This window comes from Rothia gullae (assembly GCF_024294905.1).
GTDB lineage: Bacteria > Actinomycetota > Actinomycetes > Actinomycetales > Micrococcaceae > Rothia.
In genome coordinates, this window is record NZ_JANCOC010000005.1 from 13,028 (window position 1) to 32,841 (window position 19,814).

At 58.1% G+C, this 19,814-nt stretch carries 16 protein-coding genes; 1 reads left to right on the plus strand and 15 read right to left on the minus strand.

Annotated elements, in window-relative coordinates:
* Positions 1-22 precede the first annotated feature (22 nt).
* The 11 genes from NML54_RS04355 to NML54_RS04405 all read right to left on the minus strand — a co-directional run bounded on the left by NML54_RS04355 (position 23) and on the right by NML54_RS04405 (position 11,831).
* Positions 23-964, minus strand: a complete 942-nt coding sequence (locus NML54_RS04355; protein WP_254756080.1) for a F0F1 ATP synthase subunit gamma — start codon at positions 962-964, stop codon at positions 23-25.
* A gap of 75 nt (positions 965-1,039) precedes the next feature.
* Positions 1,040-2,665, minus strand: coding sequence for a F0F1 ATP synthase subunit alpha (gene atpA / locus NML54_RS04360; RefSeq protein WP_254756081.1), 1,626 nt, complete (start codon positions 2,663-2,665; stop codon positions 1,040-1,042).
* Between the two features lie 187 nt (positions 2,666-2,852).
* Positions 2,853-3,665 (minus strand): F0F1 ATP synthase subunit delta, encoded by an 813-nt coding sequence (locus NML54_RS04365; RefSeq protein ID WP_254756082.1) that lies wholly within the window; start codon positions 3,663-3,665, stop codon positions 2,853-2,855.
* A complete protein-coding gene (locus NML54_RS04370; protein ID WP_005506460.1) occupies positions 3,665-4,222 on the minus strand; it encodes a F0F1 ATP synthase subunit B in 558 nt (185 codons plus the stop codon). Before NML54_RS04370 ends, NML54_RS04365 begins: the two co-directional genes overlap by 1 nt.
* Positions 4,223-4,273: 51 nt before the next feature.
* Positions 4,274-4,477, minus strand: a complete 204-nt coding sequence (gene atpE / locus NML54_RS04375; protein ID WP_005506461.1) for an ATP synthase F0 subunit C — start codon at positions 4,475-4,477, stop codon at positions 4,274-4,276.
* A 143-nt stretch (positions 4,478-4,620) separates the two neighbouring features.
* Positions 4,621-5,412, minus strand: a complete 792-nt coding sequence (gene atpB / locus NML54_RS04380; RefSeq protein WP_005507804.1) for a F0F1 ATP synthase subunit A — start codon at positions 5,410-5,412, stop codon at positions 4,621-4,623.
* 112 nt (positions 5,413-5,524) lie between these two features.
* Complete coding sequence (locus NML54_RS04385) at positions 5,525-5,785, minus strand: hypothetical protein (RefSeq protein WP_254756083.1); 261 nt, start codon at positions 5,783-5,785, stop codon at positions 5,525-5,527.
* 29 nt (positions 5,786-5,814) lie between these two features.
* Positions 5,815-6,327 (minus strand): hypothetical protein, encoded by a 513-nt coding sequence (locus NML54_RS04390; protein ID WP_254756084.1) that lies wholly within the window; start codon positions 6,325-6,327, stop codon positions 5,815-5,817.
* Between the two features lie 59 nt (positions 6,328-6,386).
* Positions 6,387-7,673: an MraY family glycosyltransferase gene (locus NML54_RS04395; protein ID WP_254756085.1), complete on the minus strand. Its 1,287-nt coding sequence runs from the start codon at positions 7,671-7,673 to the stop codon at positions 6,387-6,389.
* A 232-nt stretch (positions 7,674-7,905) separates the two neighbouring features.
* Positions 7,906-9,864 carry a polysaccharide biosynthesis protein gene (locus NML54_RS04400; protein ID WP_254756086.1) on the minus strand — a complete coding sequence of 653 codons (1,959 nt, stop codon included), beginning with the start codon at positions 9,862-9,864 and terminating at the stop codon, positions 7,906-7,908.
* On the minus strand, positions 9,864-11,831 hold the full coding sequence (locus tag NML54_RS04405) for a glycosyltransferase family 2 protein (protein ID WP_254756087.1): 1,968 nt from the start codon (positions 11,829-11,831) through the stop codon (positions 9,864-9,866). Before NML54_RS04405 ends, NML54_RS04400 begins: the two co-directional genes overlap by 1 nt.
* 429 nt (positions 11,832-12,260) lie before the next feature.
* Between NML54_RS04405 and NML54_RS04410 the strand changes: the two genes are divergently transcribed.
* Positions 12,261-13,262: an NAD-dependent epimerase/dehydratase family protein gene (locus NML54_RS04410; protein WP_254756088.1), complete on the plus strand. Its 1,002-nt coding sequence runs from the start codon at positions 12,261-12,263 to the stop codon at positions 13,260-13,262.
* 189 nt (positions 13,263-13,451) lie between these two features.
* On the opposite strand, the gene NML54_RS04415 is transcribed toward NML54_RS04410, so the two are convergent.
* The 4 genes from NML54_RS04415 to rho all read right to left on the minus strand — a co-directional run bounded on the left by NML54_RS04415 (position 13,452) and on the right by rho (position 19,313).
* The gene (locus NML54_RS04415) at positions 13,452-14,654 is read right to left on the minus strand and encodes an L-threonylcarbamoyladenylate synthase (protein WP_254756089.1); all 1,203 of its coding nucleotides are present in this window, start codon (positions 14,652-14,654) and stop codon (positions 13,452-13,454) included.
* A 169-nt stretch (positions 14,655-14,823) separates the two neighbouring features.
* Positions 14,824-15,732, minus strand: coding sequence for a peptide chain release factor N(5)-glutamine methyltransferase (gene prmC, locus NML54_RS04420; RefSeq protein ID WP_254756090.1), 909 nt, complete (start codon positions 15,730-15,732; stop codon positions 14,824-14,826).
* 199 nt (positions 15,733-15,931) lie between these two features.
* Complete coding sequence (gene prfA, locus NML54_RS04425; RefSeq protein ID WP_049337341.1) at positions 15,932-17,014, minus strand: peptide chain release factor 1; 1,083 nt, start codon at positions 17,012-17,014, stop codon at positions 15,932-15,934.
* Positions 17,015-17,156: 142 nt separating this feature from the next.
* Positions 17,157-19,313: a transcription termination factor Rho gene (gene rho, locus NML54_RS04430; RefSeq protein ID WP_254756091.1), complete on the minus strand. Its 2,157-nt coding sequence runs from the start codon at positions 19,311-19,313 to the stop codon at positions 17,157-17,159.
* Positions 19,314-19,814 lie beyond the last annotated feature (501 nt).

Consider the following 19,814-nt stretch of genomic DNA (forward strand, 5'->3'; position numbering starts at 1 on the left):
TGGCTTCGTTGGCGTACAAGTACTAGGAGCCGAGGGCGTCTGCGCCGCCCACGATTTCGGAGAGCTCCTGAGTAATTTCCGCCTGACGTGCGTTGTTCATCAAACGGGTGTACTTGGTAATCAGCGTCTCAGCGTTGTCACCTGCGGTCTTCATTGCGCGCTGGCGGGATGCCAGCTCACTTGCTGCTGCCTGCAGGAGGCAGGAGAAGATACGGGATGCAACGTAGCGCGGCAGCAGCTCGTTGAGCACTTCCTCAGCGGAGGGCTCGAACTCGAAGGATGCCGCCTGCTCGTACTCAGCCTTGGTCAGTTCCTGGTCGGGAACGATTTCCTCGCCCATAGCCTTTGCCTCACCCACGTGGATGGGCAGCAGGCGCAGGATCTTGGGTTCCTGCACAACCATCGACTTGAACTCGGTGTACACGATGTGCAGTTCGTCTACGCCGCCCTCTTCGAAGGGCAGGTCGTAGGCTTCGAGCAGTGCGTCACGAATTTCGACGGCGGTTTCGACGCGAGGTGCATCGGTGTGGCCCTCCCACGCACGGGCGTAGGGGCGCTCACGGAACTCGAAGTAAGCCTTTGCCTTACGGCCAACCAGGTACAGCTGTACCTCCTGGCCGTTAGAGCGCAGCCTCTCAATCAGAGATTCGGTACGACGCAGGATAGCGGAGGAGTACGAACCTGCCAGACCGCGGTCACTGGTAACAACCAGGATTGCGGAGCGGCGGTGTTCGTAGGTTCCGAACTCGTGCGGCTTGTGAATCAGCGGGTGCTTGATGCCCTGCTGGGTCGCAACCGCAGTCACCACGCGGGTCAGAGCGTTTGCGTAAGGGCCGGCTGCCTGAGCAGCGTTACGAGCCTTGTTAATGCGGGAGGTCGCGATCATCTCCATCGCCTTGAAGATCTTCTTCATAGACGACGTCGAAGCAATCTTCTGTCGGTAAACCCTAATCTGGGCTCCCATAGAGCTTCCTTTCTCCTTGCTTTCTGCCCCGCCCCAGCCTCATAGCTGAGGCGGGGAGAAGGCGAGGACTAATCGCTAACCGATGGTTTCCTGAGTGATGTCGCTATCGCGAGCTGCCTTGTGCTCCTCGTGACCTGCGTCGACGAGGTGGCTGCTGCCCTCAGACTTAAAACCCTGCTTGAAGTCAGCAACTGCGGACTTCAGAGCTGCAACGGTGTCATCCTCAAGCTTGCCGGAGGAAGCGATATCGGTCAGTACCGAGGTCTTGTGACGCAGGTACTCGATGAAGCCTTCCTCGAAGCGCAGCACATCGGAAATCTCGATGTCGTCGAGGTGGCCGGAGGTACCAGCCCAAATGGAGACAACCTGCTCTTCAACTGCGTACGGGGTGTACTGCGGCTGACGTAGCAGCTCGGTCAGGCGAGAACCGCGGGTCAGCTGTGCCTTGGTAGCGTCGTCCAGGTCGGATGCGAACATTGCGAACGCTTCCATCGAACGGTACTGTGCCAGCTCCAGCTTCAGGGTGCCGGAGACCTTCTTCATAGCCTTGGTCTGTGCGGCACCACCAACACGGGAGACGGAGATACCGACGTCGACTGCCGGACGCTGGTTAGCGTTGAACAGGTCGGACTGCAGGAAGATCTGGCCGTCAGTAATGGAGATGACGTTGGTCGGAATGAAGGCGGAAACGTCGTTTGCCTTGGTCTCAATGATCGGGAAGCCGGTCATCGAGCCTGCACCCAGGTCGTCAGAGAGCTTAGCGCAACGCTCCAGCAGGCGGGAGTGCAGGTAGAAGACGTCACCGGGGTATGCTTCACGTCCCGGCGGGCGGCGCAGCAGCAGGGACACAGCGCGGTATGCTTCTGCTTGCTTCGACAGGTCATCGAAGATGATGAGGACGTGCTTGCCACCGTACATCCAGTGCTGGCCGATAGCCGAACCGGTGTAGGGTGCCAGGTACTTGAAGCCTGCTGCGTCGGATGCGGGAGATGCCACGATGGTGGTGTACTCCAGCGCGCCGCGAGTCTCAAGGGTGTGGCGGACAGCTGCGATGGTGGATGCCTTCTGGCCAACAGCCACGTAGATGCATCGAACCTGCTTGTCCGGGTCACCGGAAGCCCAGTTGTCCTTCTGGTTCAGAATGGTGTCAATCGCGATAGCGGTCTTACCAGTCTGGCGGTCACCAATGATCAGCTGACGCTGACCGCGGCCAATCGGAATCATCGAGTCGATTGCCTTCAGACCGGTCTGCAGCGGCTCATGAACCGACTTACGCTGGGTCACGCCGGGAGCCTGCAGCTCCAGTGCGCGGCGACCTTCGGACTCAATGGGGCCCAAATCATCGATCGGGTTACCGAGGGGGTCAACAACGCGACCGAGGTACGCGTCGCCAACGGGCACCGAGAGGACCTCACCGGTGCGGTGTACGACCTGGCCCTCTTCAATACCGGTGAAGTCACCCAGGACAATCACACCAATATTGCGGGTATCCAGGTTCTGTGCGAGGCCGAGGGTGCCGTCTTCGAAACGAAGCAGCTCATTCGCCATAACCGAGGGAAGGCCCTCGACACGAGCGATACCGTCGGAGGCCGATACAACTCGACCCACCTCAACACGTTCTGCATTGCCGGGTTCGTAAGACGCTGCAAACTCGTTCAGCGCATTACGGACATCGTCGGCATTGATGGTCAGTTCGGCCATCTTGTGTCCCTGCTCTCTCATTGTGGTTGCGTTCCGTCAACGGAACCAACCGAAACTTGCAATTCGGGTTGAACGGGCGGGCAATGCCGCCGCTTCTGCGAAGGAGGCATCAGCCACGCACCCGCTACCCGAGGTATCTTCTAAATCACCGTTGCGACGAACGGTTCAGCGTCGCTAGCTTGAGCCGCTAGCCGATGGAACGAGTCAAGTCGGACATGCGGGTCTCGACGGTACCGTCGATCACCTCGTCGCCCACCTGAACACGCAGACCGCCCAGAACGGCGGGGTCCACCGAAACGTCGAGCTTCAGCTCACGGCCGTACACGGCGTTGAGCGCGCGACCGAGACGTTCAAGCTGTGCCTGCGACAGTGCAATCGCGCTAGTTACTCGCGCAATGTAACGGTTCTGTCGCGTGACGATGATTTCTGCGAACTCATCGGCTACCCGTGCAGCGTGACGGCCGCGGGGGTTGGAGCCAACTCGTTCGAGCAGAAGCACACCTTCGGCGGTGGTGGCGGGGCCACCGAGCGCCACGGCGAGCTTCTTCTTTGCTTCTTTGCTTGCCTGATGGTCGGACAGCGCTTCCTGCGCCTGAGCATTGGAATCAACGGTACGCACAAAGGTGAGTAGTTCGTTGAGCACCTCGTCCAGGGCGTCCACGCCACCGCGAGACTGAGCCGATGCGGTCACGGCGAGCACTGCTGCACGCTCCAGGGCATTCGCCAGATCAACATCATCGGACCAGCGCTGAGCCACCGCATTGGTGAGCACAGCCATAGCCTGCGAAGAGATCTTGCCGCCGAAGACGGTGTTAGCGATACCCTGACGTGCTGCTACATCACGCGAAGAATCGGTGACAGCACGGCGCAGGGTGCCGTTGTGGTCGAGAACATCAACCACAGCGAAAAGCTCGCTCGCCAGGTTCAGAGGCTGCAGGGAAGCGTGAGCTTCCAGCACCTCTTCCACTTTGCTCAGTGATTCAGTAGATACTCCTGCCATTACCGAGCCGCACCTGCGTTCTGCTTCTCGGTTTCAAGGTCAGCAAGAAAACGATCTACCACACGGGCCGATCGCTCATCATCGTTGAGGGCTTCGCCCACAATCTTGCCGGCAAGGGTCGTAGCAAGAGTGCCAACCTCGGAACGGAGGGACACTGCTGCTGCCGCACGCTCTGCCTCGATAGCCTTTGCTGCATTATCGCTAATGCGCTGAGCCTCAGCGGTTGCACGCTCACGAGCATCAGCAATGATTGCCTCGCCCTCTGCGCGTGCCTCTTCACGAATCTTCTGAGCCTCCAGTCGAGCGCTTTCGAGCTGCTGGGTGTACTCATCGCGAGCCGCTGCAGCCTCTGCCTGTGCCTTCTCGGCCTTGGCAAGGCCACCTTCGATTGCTTCCTTACGGTCCTGGTAGATCTTCTCGAACGCCGGGACAACGTACTTAGCAACGATGTAGTAGAGGATCAGGAATCCGATGAGGGTAATGACAATTTCCCCGACGTCGGGAATCAGGGGGTTCGAAGTTGCCTCCGCTCCCCCGTCGCTTGCCAGATAAATCATGGAGGGAATCCTGTTCTATGGGATGGGTCGTTTAGGATGTGGCAGAGCCGGTTACTTGATGAAGACGAGAACCAGGCCCAGAATTGCCAGTGCCTCGACCAGTGCGAAGCCCAGGAACAGCATGGGCTGCAGGGTCTTCTGAGACTCGGGCTGACGAGCAACGCTGGTCATGTATGCCGCGAAGATCAGACCCACGCCGATGCCGCCGCCAATAGCTGCCAGACCGTAGCCAACCGCAGTGATGGAACCAACCATTATTTTTCCTTTCAACAGTGTTCGAGTGGGAACATACCCGGACCGAACAGAGTTTGATTTGAGTTAATAGCCCGCACGGTGAACGTGTGGGTTGCTTTATTCACGCCCAATGACGAACGCGAAAACCTAAAAAACTAGAGAGTTTAGTGTCCCTCGGAAACCGAGCCCTGCAGGTACACAGCCAGCAGCAGAGCGAACACATAAGCCTGGATGCACTGAATCATGAATTCCAGGAAGTACAGGAACATGCCCAGAGCACCGGGAGCAATAGCAGCCAGGTAGCCGATGCCGCCCAGAGTCTCAACCATGTAGGTCACCATGCTGGATGCAACCATCAGCGCCAGGTGACCACCGAACATGGTTGCGAAGAGACGCAGTGCGTGAGTTGCGGGACGAATCAGCAGGTTCGAGAAGAACTCGATCGGGATCAGGATGGGGTAAATCCACACCGGCAGACCCGAAGGCATGGTGATGTCCTTGAAGAAGCCGCCCAGACCCTTGCGCTTGATACCAACACCAACCCAGGTCAGGTATGCCACGCCAGCCAGTGCGTAGGCGCTACCGGGGTGGGAGAAGGAGGGCAGCTGAACAAACGGAATCGAACCGAAGAGGTTGTTCACCAGAACGAAGAAGAAGGAGGCGAATAGAATCGGCACGAAAGGCTTGTAGTGCTGAACGCCCAGGGTTTCCTTGCCGAGGGAGTTACGAGCAAACATGTAGCCGGATTCAGCAATGAACTGAGTCTTGCCGGGAACCATGGCACGCTTACGTGCTGCGGTGAGGAAGAAGACCGCAATAATCACCACGGACAGCAGAATCAGTACGTTCTGCTTACCGAAAGCGAAATCACCAATGGTGAAGAAGGGGGGCAGATGCATGTCTTCAGGGGTCGGCGGCACATAGGCTTCCGCGAGGATCAACCCGTTCTCGATCAAAGCAAGTCCTTTCTTGCTACTAGTGGCTATCAAGAGCCCATGTCTGCCTATAAACGACTGACATGCTAACTACATGGATGAATGTGTGACCTAGCGGTCCGCGTTCAATGACCTAACGGTCTTTATTCTGCCTGGTCATGTGGGTAAAGACGAGGGTCAAACCTCCAACAGCGCCAATCAAGACGCCAACCCACACCAGCCAGGTGGTGGAGAAGATCAGGTCACCGAGGTAACCGATGCCTCCCCACACCGCTACACCGATGATCAGATAGAGAATCGACATGACTGCGCCGGAGAGACCTCCGTCAGATACCAATTCTCCGGTGGTACGGAGCTTTTTATCTCCGTCCCACCACTTCTTCTCTTCGGCCAAACGTTTTTTCCTTTCAAACACCAATCGTGTTACCGACCGTGGTCTTCCGAGTCGGTGTCGAAGTACAAAATTCTTAGTCGTGCGATGCTGACTGTTTCAATAACAATCCACAGAATCACGCCGGTACATGCGCCTGCGAGAGTCCAACCGTGCCTCAGATTCTCGGGGAATGGCACAAACATCAATACCAGACCGAGCAGAGCAATCTTCACAAGGTAGCTCACCACCAGCGATTTGGGTACACCCCAGTCGAAAATGGGAGCAACCAACATAACTAATACGCCCAGAGTGAAGCATATATAGATTATCAGAAAGCCCAATGTTATTCCTAGCGCGCCCACAGGGCCCGCAAACAGGTACGCACTCATCATACCGCCCAGCCAAGCCAGCAGAGAGTAAGCCGATACTCTGTAGAACAAAAATTTCCAGGAAAGCTCTTGACTCTCGAAAGAAGAGGCCTTCAAACCTGCTTGAGCACGCTCTCGGCGGCGTTTCTGCTGCTTCTTGCGCTCCGCCGGCGGGTACCACAGAACGTCCACCACGCGCCTCCAGAGAGGCTCTGCAGGAGCCTCAGCCGAAGGATTAGAGTGTTCAGAAACCACTAGTGTTTCTCCCCACGATTCTGATTAGACTGCGTCGAAGAAGAGGAAGCAGAAGAAGGCTGACCCGCACGATCCTTCACCGAATCCGGCATAATCGGCTCCGGATGCAGCGAGGTCGGCTCCACATTCTCAGGAGTCGCAGGAACGCCAGTTGCCGAGGTCAAAGAGCCGGTAGCAGGCTCCGCAGTTGCCGACTTCGCCTTCGACGCCGAACCCTTCAAATCCGCTGCAAAACGCTTCGACAGAACAATCGTAGAAGTAGGAGCCTCACCGCCAAAGAGCTGCGGCATACGCAGATACACCACCAGCACGGCAAGAGCCACAAGAACCACACCCACGGTCGCCACCACAGATCCCGCAACATACAAATCAGACGCAAACGCCAACAGTACCCACACCAGCATGGTCGTACCCGTCACCACGGCGGTTGAACCAAGGTGGCTGAAACCAACATCCGTCAGACGCTGATAAGTGTGAGTACGGTGCGGCTTGTACCACTGCTCCCCCGCCATAAAACGACGGAACAGAGTCGTACCCGCGTCCGCCAGGTACGTCATCAGCGGAGCAAAAGCCAACAGGAACTGAACATCCGCAAGCCAAGCACCCACAGCCAACGCGCCCAGCGCTGCACCCAAAACATAAGAACCCGCATCGCCCAAAAACACGTTCTTACCAGGGCGCACATTCCATGGCAGGAACGCCGCAAAAGCACCGGCAACCGCCACACCAGCCAAAGCCAACCACGGCAAGTTCACCATCCAACCGGTCAGCGCATACGCCAAACCAGCCACCAGACCGTGAGCACCAGAAATACCGTTAATGCCGTCCATAAAGTTCGCCACGTTAATGTAGCCGGCAATAAAAATCGCGCCAAGGATTAGCAGCAGAATGCTCGTGCCCTGCACCGTCGCAAAGCTCACGCTCACCAGTACACCAATCACCAGCTGCAGGCCCGCACGACGCACAATGCTCACGCCGCGAATATCCTCAAGCCATCCCAAGGCGAGAGCGCACAAAATCGCCAAGGCGATTGTCACCGCCAGTTGCAAAGACTCAGAAGAATGGTACGTCCAGCCGAACAAAGTAGCCACCACAAACGCCACAAGAGTCGCCACAGCAGTTGCCAAACCCATACCGCGGTACGTCGGAGCAGTATGCGAAGAACGCTCATTAGGGACATCCACCATGTTGTAGCGGTGCAAAATCGGGCGCACCGCAAACGGCAAAAGGGCACCCAAAACAAAAGCAAGAGCAAAAATACTCAACAGCTCAGAAAAGGAGGTCATACCAGCTCCAAGGCATTACGCCGTCGAAGCTGGAACCAAGGTCCAAAATCGCGGCTAAGGGACGATGTGTGTAGTGTGTGTTTACTTCGTATTCTATAAAACTATTCACCGACGCGGGGCTAACCTTCACAGAATCCAGTACCGCACACAGAATCTAGTGCCGTGCAAAGAGAAAAACACCGGATACCGCACCCGCCATGCAAGTACAGCATCCGGTGTCATTCCGTAAAGATTAGAACGTCTGTGCATCCGCCAGAGTACGCGGATCCGGGGCACGCTCCAGGCCATGACGCTCATAGCCACTGTGCTCTCGATAGTTCTGAATCCACCACTCATAATCGAGCTCATCAGGGTTAAGTGCCGGGGCACTCGACCGGGAAATATACCGGTTCTCCTCACTGGGTACCAGTTTCTCGGTACCACCGAAGAGAGTCTCATCCAGCTTCTCACCCTTGCGAAGACCAATCTCCTTGATCTCCACGTCATATCGCTCATACGCCTGGCGCATCGCCTTCGCAACGTCCAGAATCTTGACCGGCTGACCCATATCCAGCACCATGACCTCGCCCGGGCGACCAATCGCACCGGCAAGCATCACTAGCAGGCAGGCATCGGTAATCAGCATGAAGTAACGGGTCGCGCGCTTATCCGTCAGAGTGATCGGACCGCCCGAAAGGATCTGCTTCGTAAAGAGCGGCTTAATCGAACCGCGCGAACCAAACACGTTACCGAAACGAACCGACACGTAGGTGTTACCGGTCTTCTCGCCAAAGTACGCGGTCAGACGCTCCGCCACGCGCTTGGACTGACCCAGCGCAGTCTTCGGATCCGCAGCCTTATCGGTCGAAACATTCACGAAGGTCTTCACGCCCACCGCCTCCGCGGCACGTAGCACGTTCAGAGTACCCAAGGAGTTCGTCTTCCACGCCTCCTGGGGGTACGCCTCCAGCGCCGACACATGCTTCAAAGCCGCAGCATGGAACACCACCTCGGGGCGACGGTCACGGAAAATCTCCAGCATATTATCTCCCTCACGAATATCAGCCAGAATAATGCGATCATCATCCAGGCTCGACTCGTGAGTAATCGAAACCTTCGTCTCCATCAGCAGAGTCTCATCATGATCAAGCATCATGAGGGTCTCCGGCTCAAACTCGCTAATCTGACGGCACAGCTCAGAACCAATCGAACCGCCCGCACCCGTAACCAGCACACGCTTACCGTGCAGGTACGAACGCAGAATATCGCCGTCAATATCGTAGTTAATCTCGCCACGAATCACGCGCATCAGGTCGTTATCGCTCGCGGTAATCAGACGCTCACCCATCAGTCGAGCATTCGCACTACTAATACGCTGAACCTCAACCTTAAGCTTACGCATGCGGTTGCAGAAGGACTCAAAGTAATCCTCCGACATATCCGAAATCGTCACCAGAATCTTACGGGTACCCGACTCACGAATCGCCTGCTCCAGCTCACGGTAAGTCGTAATCACCGAAATGCCGTGGAACTTCGTACCAGCCTTCAGCTGGTCATCATCGAAGACCGCAACCGGGCGAAGCTTCGCAGCCTCATCGTGCAGCATCGAATCCATGACCATACCGCCGATAAAACCAGCACCATACACAATCACCGGCTCGCCGGTCAGCTCACGCACAGCACCGCGCTCAGTGTACACACGTTTCGCCATGCGAGTGCCCGCCATCATAATGAGGCTAAACGCACCCGCAATCGCAGGCACACTATGCGGAATATGCGGCAGACCCAGCAGCTCATCCACAAAGGAGAACGCAGTCAACGCCGCGCCCGCGCTCAAAGCAGCCGCGCCAGCACGCCACGACTCGTCAAACGAACCGTACGAATACACGCCGTTATAAATCTTTACGCCCGCCAAACCGACAGCCAGGTGCAGCACCACAGCCAACGTAGCGGTCATCGTCAACGACGCCGGGTGAATAATATCGAACACCGAGCCGTTACTGAGCAGCACACTATAGCGGAGCATGTACGCGAACAAAACCGACAGAACCCAGGCACTCGAATCAATCAGCGCCTGCGCAATCAGCCACCACGGCTTACGCTCATACAGACGGTTCACCAGCATCGTGCCAGAGTCACCCTCCGTCACCATCGTGCCGCGATGAGCAGCCTTCCGCATCACCACACGAGCGTGAGGTTTCAACTGAGCCACTACATGCCTCCTTCAGATGCGGTACCAGAAGAACGAGAAGAAACACGAGCCGTCAAAGACGACAACGCACGAAACGCCGAACGGCGTGCCTGCTCAGGAACAAAACGGTACACACTACGCACCGCCATATTCTGAGCCCACTGAAGCTTAGAAATACCGTGACCGGTGTACAGCCGACGCTGAATCGCCACATCCTGCAACCAGGCATCCACTCCCCCGCGCTTCGTGTACGCGCCCGCACCCACGCGGTAACGCACCAGAGCCTCGGGGATATTACCCAGATGATAGCCGGCATCACGCAGACGCATCCACAGCCACCAATCCTCAGCGCCGGGCACGAACTCGTAACCGCCCAGCTGCTGCACAGCACTTTTCACGAACGCCACGGATGGGTGATAAATCGGGTTGCGCGAATCCATCGCGCTGAGCAAACGCGCAGAATCAATAATCGCCTCGCGAGTCGACTCCACCGCAGTATTGCTCTCATTCACCTCAAACATGGCAGAGCCCAGCACCGTATAGCCGCCCTGCACCAGGGCAGGAATCAGACGCGCAAAACGAGTCGGCTCAGACAAATCATCAGAATCAGCACGAGCAACCAGCTCATACGAACACGCCTGCAGACCGGCGTTCAGCGCCTCCGCCAAACCAACATTCTGAGCCAGCTCCACCACCTGAATCGGCGGGCAATCCAGATTCTCGGCGCGTTGAGCCCAGCGGTCCACCACTGCATCCAGCTCGGGGGTCAGCGGGCCGTCCTTCACCAAAACCAGCTCAGAAGGACGCACCGTCTGGTTCAGAAGATTCGACTCCAACGCATGATCCAAGTAGGCGGGGTTCTCCTTCGCGTACACGCTCATCAGCACCGAAAAATCGGGTATAGAGCTCACGCAACCGCGCGCCTTCTCAGAATCAGCGAAGCTTTCAGCGGATGCAGGCACTCCGTAGCGGCCCGGGAAAGTCAGCGGGTAAATACCCTCAAGCACCTGAGCATTCGGGCGAGGCGCACGCAAACCATCACGCACACCATCGAGGAAGTACCCCAGGTAGGTCCGGCGGTCATCGGTACGCAGAACAGTAGAAATCCACAGGCGCGCCGACGAACCACCATAGAGTAGCTTCTCCAGCGGGTTCAGGGTACGCGAACGGGTAAAGACCCACAGCTTATTACGCACATCGTTATAGAAACGCGGACCCGGGTCAGCGTTCGTCGTACCAAAAGTCTTCGTGTGGTGCTTAGCCACCGAAGAAGGCACCGCAATACCGTCACGGTGATGAATCAGACGAGTCGAAAACTCGAAGTCATCATTCCAAATGAAGAACTCAGCAATCGGCAAACCACCATTACGGCGAATAGCCTGTGCGTCCATCAGAATCGACACGAACGAGGCGCTACGAATCGGACGGGCACCCACCGCCTGCGCACGAGCATGACGCTGCTGACCCGCCGCAAACATGGTACGCGGAGTATTCATCGGGTGGTCCTCGCCGTTCGTCCAAACCACACGAGAGGCCACCACCGCGGGGCGCTGCGAAGGCACCGGCGAATAGTTCAGCCAAGCGGCAACCGCCTCCGACAGGGTGTTCTCGGTCGGCTCGGTGTCATCATCCATAACCCACACCAAATCCGGGTTATGGCATTCCAAGGCGCGATCAATACCCACCGCGAAACCGCCAGCACCACCCATATTGCTCTCCAAGCGGATGCAATCCACCGGCAGCTCATAGTCCAGAGTGCGCAAATACTCGGCAGTACCGTCCGTGGAGGCGTTATCAACGATCACCACCGCTGCGGGCACACGCTCACCAGAAGCGATACCAGCGAGGGTCTTCGGCAGCAGGTCCTCACGGTTATAGGTCACCACCACGGCGACGGTGCGGGGATACTCGTTCAAAGAATCATGAGAGGAAGACTGATTGGAAGAAGGCTGGGCAAAAGCGGTCACGTCGCTGTACTTTTCTGCCATAAGTTCTCCCTCCGCGGCGCGATGCGCCTGAATCAGCCGGTACTCGATATACCCATATCGTACTGGGCGCTTCTGGTGTTTCTCGCGCCCGCGGTATTCAACCGTGTGGATATATCACTCAAAGAAAATATTTTACCTGCGGTCTCCACTAGAGAGTGAATTATCACCCCAAAAGACACCCTATATGACAAAATAAACAACTGAATTCAGTTGATTTATCCGCATAGCGGACGTACCCGCACACCCAGTTTTGGGTATCCATCAAGCTATCAGTTTCACAGCCTGTGTTTGCGCTGTGCACCCCGTGCGAAAAACGACCAGAGACCGAATAAAACCCCACAAATTCCCCATAAACTGTTCAAATATGGGAAAGTTGAAATGACCCCATTTTTCCCCGCAACGTACGCGGGCTCGTGAGAGGTAAAAGAGATGTCCGAATCCAAGTGGAAAGTCATTGGCGCCAGCGGCTTCGTTGGTTCCTCCATCGTCGCGCGTCTGAACGCAGAAGATATCAGCGTCGACCCCATTGAGGCACCTCGACTCGCAACCCGAGCCCTCGACGTAGACAGCATCATCAACGAAGCAGACCAGCTTGAAGGCATCATCGACTCCCTCGCAGAAGCCTTCGCTGGCGCGCAGGTCGTCGTCAACGCAGCAGGCCTCGCAGCACCCAACATGCAGGATTTACCCCCGCTCGTCGGCGCAAACGCCCTGCTTCCCGCCGTGATTGCCATCGCCGCCCAGCGCACCGGCGTGCGCCGAGTCATCCACCTCTCCTCCGCAGCGGTACAGGGCCCGCGCCTCGTGCTGGATGATTCCGAAGAGACTAACCCGTTCAGCGCCTACTCCTTCTCCAAGGCACTCGGCGAAGAAGCGCTGCTCGACCTGCAGGACTACTTCCTCGAAGAGCACCCCGACTGCGTACCCGAACTGTGCATCCTTCGCGCAACCAGCGTGCAGGGCCGAGGCCGACGCACCACCGAGCTCTTCGCCAAGATAGCATCCTCCCCCTTCGCATCCGTTGCGGGTGCAGGCACCGGCAAGTCCCCGGTCTCCAGCGTGCAAGCCCTCGCAGAATTCGTGGTCATGCTCGGCACCTTCCCCGGCGAGCTACCCACCATCGTGCTGCAGCCCTGGGAAGGCGCAACCGTCGCCTCCGCATCCGTGGATGCTGGTCGCCGCCACCCGCACCGCCTGCCCGAATGGCTCTGCCGCGCAGCCATCAAGGCAGGCTACACCGTCTCCGAGCTGATGAACGACAAGTTCGCAGGCTCCGTGCGTAAGGTTGAGGTCATGTGGTTCGGCCAGGGCATCGACGACTCCTGGGCACGCGAAAACAACCTTCTGCCTACCCCGCGCGTGCGTGAAGTACTGCGCACCGCCCACACCGCGCTGGGCAAGAAGAAGGACCGCCGCTTCGACAAGAACTAGGTAGCGCGCGTGCTCTCCTAAAGGTGCACGACCTGAGGCAGGCAGCCTGATGTATGCGTCCTAGGGGCGCATAACCTAGAGGACTCATAACGAAAGGGAACCCCCGATATATCTGAACGATATATCGGGGGTTCCCTATATGTTTTTATGCTCCGAGATTTATACCCGAGCGCTATAACCCGCTGAGGTTTAGAGCTGATCCTCCGGGGCATCGTTCTGCTCGGTCTTTGCCTCAGATTCAGTCTTAGCGTCTTCAGCCTTAGCATCTGTCGGTTTAGCCTCGCTCTGAGCCGGGGTGCTCTGAGCGGCAGTCTCAATCTTCGACTCACCAAAGACCAGCGCGCGAGCAGTATCAGCAGGAACCGGGTGAGTCTGCGGCTCATCCGCACGAACCGGCTTCGGAGTGTTGTCACGGTAGCCGCGCGAACGCTCCTGATCCACGCCGGCGCTGAAAGCAGAAGACAGAGCCGAAGTAGCGCCCAGCAGTGACGCAGCGACGGAACCGGCAACCGGTGCCGAAGCGCGACGAGCAGGCTCACCGCTCACAGTGTGGGTGCTGTCCCATTGCTCGTACGCCTCATCCAGGTCAGCCTGCTCATCCAGAGCACGCTCAGAAGGAGTCGACTCAGACGATGCGGAAGAAGCAGCCTCAGCTTCCTCAACCTTACGAGCCGCCTGTTCATCAGCCTCCGCACGAGTCAGGATAGTCGGAACGACCTCGCGCAGCTCCTCCACCGAAATTGCACCCTCACGAACCACCACGTAGGGGAAGGAGGTGCAATCCAGAATCGTCGACGGTGCCGGGTCACGCTCAGTCACCACGACCACGCCGTCCTCATTCGGTTCAGACTCAAGCGGCTTAGGACGAGCGCCACCGTCAATCACCACGGCAACATCCTCGCCCAGGGAATCCATAGCGGTCTGCGCGTCCAGTGCGGCTTCCTGACCGGTCTTGTTCGCGCTCGACACCGCCAGCGGACCGTGCTCAGTCAGCAACTTCAGGGCGAACTCATCATCGGGAACACGTACGGCAACAGTACCGCGGGTCTCACCCAAATCCCAGCTCAGCGACGGGTACGCGTGAAGAATAATAGTCAGAGCGCCGGGCCAGAAGCGACCACCCAAATCGTAAATATCGTTCGGAACGTCGTCGACCACGCCAGCGAGCGCAGCAAGATCAAAAATCAGCACGGGCGGCGGCATGGTGCGGTCGCGGCCCTTATCTGCCAGCAGCTTGGCAACACCCTGATGCGAGAAAGCATCGGCGGCAATACCGTAGACGGTATCGGTGGGCATCACAATCGTGTCGTGCGCCTTCAACGCCTCGCGGGCAGCTTCGATGGCCTCGCGGGTCTCAGTTTCAGTCGTTACGGGGTACAGCTTTGCAGTCACGGGTCTTATTCTCTCATGTTTTTCTGGATGCGGCGAGACACCGGCACCCACAACGCGCCATGTGGAAGCACTCTTCCGGAGGTTCACCATATTTCACCGGCCCTGAGCTGGCTGAGGAGGCGGACGCATTGCCTTCACGCAGCCCGGCACGGGCTAGGTGGTGCATCTACTAGTCTAAAGGCTCTAGTGGGCGCGGTTTATAACCGACGCTATGACGCGGACGATTATTCAGGTCACGCACCGGGTAGCAGCCTTCAAAGCCGACACGCGCCAACAGCTCGGCGACGGCGTCTTCCTGGGTGTCGTCGTGCTCCATGATGAACAGGCCGCCGGGGGTAAGAAGCTCGAAGGTGCGGGCGGCAATCGCGGAGGGCATCTGCATGCCGTCCTCTCCCCCGCCGTACAGTGCCATGTCCGGGTCGTGCAGGGCGGCTTCCGGGCCGGCGGGTACGTTCGCCGGCGGAATGTACGGAGGGTTCGAGAGCACCGCGTCGAAGGTTCCGGCAAGTTCGGGCAGGGCGGTGAGGGCGTCCCCCTGAACCAGGTGTACGCCGAGCGGCTCGAGGTTCTTGCGGGTGTAGGGGATGGCGTCTTCGGAGAGCTCTACCGCGAACACCTGGGCGTTCGGCAGTTCGCTCTTGATTGCCGCGGCGATAGCGCCGGAGCCGGTGCACAGGTCGACGATGCGCAACTGACCGGTTGCCGGATCGGTGCGTGGGGCCAGCACTTTGAGGGCTTCTTCGACGAGTAGCTCGGTCTCGGGGCGGGGTACGAACACGCCCGGTCCGACTGCCAGTTCTAGGCGGTAGAAGGGAGCGGAGCCGGTGATGTGTTGCAGCGGTTCACGGCAGGCGCGGCGGGCAACCAGCGCCTCGTATTCTGCGACCTGTTCGGGGGTGAGCCGCTCCCCCATGAGCGCGGCGTGCTGTAGGCGTGAGCGTGAGCCATCGTAGAGCAGGTGCGCTGCGAGTAGCTCGGCGTCGACGCGGGGGCTGGGCACCTGCGCCAGTACCGCGGTGGCGCGCGTGAGTACCTGCGCGAGTTCTTCCCCGCGCGGGTCGTACACATTCACCTTCATGAGCTCTCCTTACGCTCTCTCAACAGCTACGCTCTCTCAACAGCTCAAAACCTGTCACAGTATATGGCTAAGGGGCTCCACCGCCGTAGCGGCGAGCCCCTCACCAACATCTCACATCGATTCAGCGAATCGACAAGAGCCTATACAGAACCTATGTCTGCACGGAACTACTTCTGTACAGGGTTACTTCTGTACAGGGTTACTTCTGTTCCTGGCCCACCTGAGCGAGGCGGTGCGCCTCATCCATCTCAATAGCGGACTGAACCACAGGCTCCAGGTCACCATTCAGTACGGCATCCAGGTTGTACGCCTTGTAGCCGGTACGGTGATCCGCAATACGGTTCTCCGGGAAGTTGTATGTACGGATACGCTCCGAACGGTCCATGGTACGCACCTGCGAAGCACGGTGTGCCGCGTTCTCAGCGTCAATCTGCTCCTGCTGGTGAGCCAGCAGGCGCGCACGCAGAACGCGCATCGCAGCTTCACGGTTCTGCAGCTGAGACTTCTCATTCTGCATCGCCACCACAATACCGGTCGGAAGGTGAGTAATACGCACCGCCGAGTCAGTAGTGTTCACCGACTGACCACCGGGGCCCGAAGAACGGTACACGTCAATCTTCAGGTCGTTCTGGTTAATCTCGATTTCCTCGGGCTCATCCACCTCGGGGAACACCAGAACACCAGCAGCAGAAGTGTGGATACGACCCTGAGACTCAGTCGCCGGAACACGCTGCACACGGTGTACACCACCCTCATACTTCAGGTGCGCCCACACGCCCTCAGCCGGCTCATTCGAGGAGCCCTTAATAGCAATCTGGGCATCCTTGTAACCGCCAACATCGGTGCTGGTCGAAGAAATAATCTCAGTCTTCCAGCCCTTGTTCTCGGCATAACGCATGTACATGCGCAGCAGGTCACCAGCAAATAGAGCCGCCTCGTCACCACCGGCACCAGCCTTCACCTCAAGAATGACGTTACGGCCATCATCCGGGTCACGCGGAATCAGCAGGCGGCGCAGCTTCTCCTGAGCAACCTCCAGCTCCTCCTCCAGACCGGGAATCTCCGCCGCAAAATCCGGATCCTCATCAGCCATCTCGCGAGCAGCCTCAAGGTCATCCTTCAGCGAAGTGTACTTGTTGTACGCAGTCACAATACCGGTCAGCTCCGCATAACGGCGGCCCACGCGGCGTGCCTTACCCTGATTCGCCTGCACGGCGGGGTCAGCCAGCTGATTCTGCAGGTCAGCGTGCTCATCCAGCAGAACCTGAATAGATTCAAACATTCTGTTCTCTCTTCCATCTCCCGCACTTTACGCCGCACGGGCAGGCACTAGACATCTCGCACCCCACACAACAGGGATGCGCAAAACGAACGTCTCACGCGCCCCACCCACATGAGGAGGTGGGGCGCGTGAGATACGAGCCTTAGTCGACCAGACGCAGACCGTTCTTCTGAACCGTCAGAAGGAACTCCACGTTGCTTTCAGTCTTACGCAGCTGGTTGGTCAGAACGCCCAGAGCCTGCTCAGGCTCCATACCCGCCAGGGCACGGCGCAGACCCCACATAATCTTGATCTCATCCGGGGAAAGCAGGTTCTCCTCGCGGCGAGTACCAGAAGCGTTAATATCAACCGCCGGGAAGATACGCTTATCCGCCAGCTGACGGGACAGGCGCAGCTCCATGTTACCGGTGCCCTTGAACTCTTCGAAGATCACTTCATCCATTTTCGAACCGGTCTCAACCAGGGCGGTAGCCAGGATAGTCAGCGAGCCGCCCTCTTCAATGTTGCGGGCAGCACCGAAGAACTTCTTCGGCGGGTACAGTGCGGCAGAATCCACACCACCGGAGAGGATACGACCGGATGCGGGAGCCGCCAGGTTGTATGCGCGGCCCAGTCGGGTCATGGAGTCCAGCAGCACGACCACATCGTAGCCGAGCTCCACCATACGCTTCGCACGCTCAATAGCCAGCTCAGCCACAGTGGTGTGATCCTCAGCCGGGCGATCGAAGGTCGAGGCGATAACCTCACCCTTAACGGTGCGCTGCATATCGGTCACTTCTTCAGGACGCTCATCCACCAGGACCATCATCAGGTACACGTCAGGGTTGTTCACGGTAATCGCGTTCGCAATGGACTGCAGCATGAGGGTCTTACCCGCCTTCGGCGGGGACACAATCAGACCACGCTGACCCTTACCAATCGGAGACACCAAATCAACCACTCGGGTACCCAGCTTCTTCGGGGTGGTCTCCAGGCGCAGACGCTCCTTGGGGTACAGCGGAGTCAGCTTCGAGAAGACGCGGCGGTTCGCTGCTTCCTCAACGCTCTGACCGTTAATCGCCTCAACCTGAACCAGCGCGTTGAAACGCTGGCGGTTGTTCGACTCACCCTCGCGCGGCACGCGAATCGCACCGAGCACGTGGTCGCCCTTACGCAGGTTGTACTTCTTCACCTGAGCCAGGGAGACGTACACGTCGTTGGTGCCGGGCAGGTAGCCGGTGGTACGCACGAAAGCGTAGTTGTCGAGAATGTCCAGAACACCCGAAATCGGTGCCAACACATCGTCTTCGCTCAGGCGAGGCTCGTTCTCCTCGCGGCGGCGAGCCTGCTTCTCAGCACGCTCAGCCTGACGGTCACGCTTAGAACGGCGCTCAGCACGCTCTGCGCGTTCTGCACGCTCGGCACGTTCACTACGATCAGTGTTACGCTCCGCACGCTCCGCATTACGCTCACGCTTAGTGCGACGTTCGGTGCGCTCACCATCCTGATCGCGGCGACGCTCACGGGTGCGGGTACGCTTCGAGCTCTTCTCACCGTCGGGGGTGCCAAAAGTCATGTCCAGGGCAGCGTTCAGGCTGTCCAGGCTCGCGGTCCCATCAGCGGTAGTAGCCTTCAGCTCAGCAGAGTTACCGGGCAGGTCAACCTGCTCCGCACGCTCGCCAATACGCTCAGCAGCCAGCTCAGCGCGCACATCCAGCGGAGGAAGCTCAGCGGGCTTCTCGTCCTTACGGGTGCGGGTGCGGCGGGTACGCTTCTCCGGCTTCTCGTTATTCTCAGTCTTCTCGGATTTCTCAGCCGATGCGTCCTCACCCTCAGCGGCACGGCGAGCGCGTGCACGCTTCTGAGCGGGAGTCTCGTAACGGGAAGAGCGGGTACGCTTCTCAGACTTTTCAGCCTTCTCAGCGCCCTCAGCAGGGGCTTCAGCAGCCTCAGCGTTTTCGGTCTTCTCAGCCTTGGCAGCAGTCTTCTCTGCCTTTGCCTCGGCGTCCTTCTGGGCGCGAGTACGGCGAGGCTTAGGCTCTTCAGTCGTCTCAGCAGCGGGAGTCTGGGCAGATTCAGCAGCCTCAGCGGACGCTTCAGACTTAGGCGCCTCAGACTTGGGCGTAGCAGGAGCGGCTACGGCGCCACCACGCTGATGCTCTTCAAGAGCCTGAACCAGCTCAGCCTTCTTCAACTTCAGATAGCCGCGGATACCAAGCTGCTGGGCGAGGACACGCAACTGCGCGACCTTCAAGTTTGCAAGTTCCGGTGCGGCAGCTGCCGTACCGTACTCATCGGTGACAACAATATTCTTTGCCAACTACAATTCCTTTGGTTATAAGCCCTGAAAATCTTCAGGATAAAGATCGGGCGGGCGCTATAGCGCGGTCAAAGGTTTAGACACTGCCGAAAGAAAACAGCAGTCTGCACCTTCGACTCCCTCGAACCGCGCTGGAGGCGGTTCGCGTCTCTTACCGTACCCGCTGATTCAGACACAGCGAGCACACACGGAAGATAAGGCGCTCTATCACAAATGTGGGCAAGCCCAAACCATCATCTATAGAACCATCTACGCGAGATGAAGAGGACGGATTGGTCACTTTGAAAGGGCACCCGCCGCGAAACCGAACCCTCAGAAAAGTCTTCCCCTATGCGTCAGAAATAAAGAAAGACATGAATCCCAAAGGCACTCCCCCGAACCTTGCCGGCTCCCGCCCAGATACAAAAGCATCTGAGGCATAAGGGGAAACGGAAGTACGTTACGAAGGATAGTATCGACGGTCTACGTTGAACGACGGGCGAACCTCAACATAGGACGAAC